Source organism: Polaromonas sp. P1_E1_2 (genome assembly GCF_056406035.1).
The window spans coordinates 1-1,388 of the sequence record NZ_JBFUAZ010000842.1 but is presented as its reverse complement, the minus strand read 5'-3'; the positions used below and the strand labels follow the sequence as shown (position 1 = coordinate 1,388).

2 protein-coding genes are annotated in these 1,388 nt (G+C 66.4%); both read right to left on the bottom strand.

Annotated elements, in window-relative coordinates:
* Positions 1 to 787 (bottom strand): ABC transporter substrate-binding protein (locus tag AC1D1P_RS23420; protein ID WP_477674651.1); only part of this gene is annotated, 787 nt, incomplete at its 3' end.
* Positions 788 to 932: 145 nt separating this feature from the next.
* The coding region (locus tag AC1D1P_RS23415) for a cob(I)yrinic acid a,c-diamide adenosyltransferase (RefSeq protein ID WP_477674650.1) at positions 933 to 1,388 on the bottom strand (456 nt) is incomplete at its 5' end.

The window sequence follows — 1,388 nt, the reverse complement described above, 5'->3', positions numbered from 1 at the left end:
GGCGGGGGCCAGGGCGTGACAGCAGGTCCATGCGTTCAGTATCCAGCAGGCACAGCTGCTGCTGGCGCACTGCCGGCAGTGCACTCCAGCCGGGGCGGTCTGACAGATTGGCCAGCGTGGCGCGCGGGCCAATGATGAGATCGGGGGGGCGGCGCAGCAGCAGCTCGGGGTTGATCCTGGGGAACAGGCCCAGGTCGCCGCTCACCACATTGACCAGGCCCAGCCTGGCCACGGTCTCGCCAATAAAGCTTTTTTCGCTGGCGGCAGACGACCCTGCCCCCACTTCCACATACACGCTGCGCCCGCGCAATGCGGCGGGCATGCGGCCCGCGGCGATGTCGAGTTCGGTGTCGATACGGACTATCAGTTCGTTGGCGCGGGCCGGTTCACCCAAGGTGTCGCCCAGCTTCACCAGCATGCGTTTCAGATCCGAATGGGTGCGGGCATCCAGCATCATCACCGGCACGCCCAGCGCCTGCAGGCGTTCCCCCGCGCGGCTGCGCGGACCCAGCAARACCAGATTGGGMCGCARGGTSACAATGCGCTCGACCTGCGCGTCTTCCAGCCCGCCCACCTTGGGCAGCGCCAGTACCGGAACGGGCCAGGTGGAGTGGCGATCGGTGCCCACCAGCTGCGCGCAGCGGCCCAGCGCACACACGGCYTCGGTCAGCGAGGGCGCGAGCGTGACGATGCGCGACACCGGCTGCGAGCTCTGCGCCATCGCGAAGCTGCAGAGCAGCCCGAGAACTGCCAGCAACGAGACCGTGGGCAGCAGGCGCAATGCCATACGTGCAGCAAAACGTGAGCGGAATTCCTCTTCACCAGCCGGGGCCGCGGAACCGGCTTTGCCGGGCCGCAGGCGCAGCGCCCCCTCGGGGGGCAGCGCATTACACGGAGCCGAAGGCGAAGTGAAAAGCGTGGGGGCCATATTTCTAATCTTCAATGCCACGTTGCGCGGGCACGCCCGCCTTGAAGTGGTGCTTGATCAAAGTCATCTCCGTCACCGTATCCGCCAGGTCCACCAGCTCACCCGGTGCATTGCGGCCCGTCAACACCACGTGCACATGCGGCGGGCGCTCGCGCAGGCAGGTCAGGATGGTTTCCAGCGGAATCCAGCCGTAGCGCAGCGGGTACATGATTTCGTCCAGCACCACCATGAAGTGCTCGCCGGCGCGAATGGTGGCTTCTGCCTTGGCCCAGCCGTCGAGCGCCAGTTGCGCCGAATGGTCCAGGTCGCGGCTCTTCCAGCTGAAGCCGTCGCCCAGGCCTTCAATAGGAATACCCAACTGCTCGAACAAGCGGTGCTCACCAAAGCGCGCCGTAGGCACCTTCATGAACTGGTAGACCTTGACGGCCTTGCCCCGGCCGTGGGCACGCAGGGCCAGACC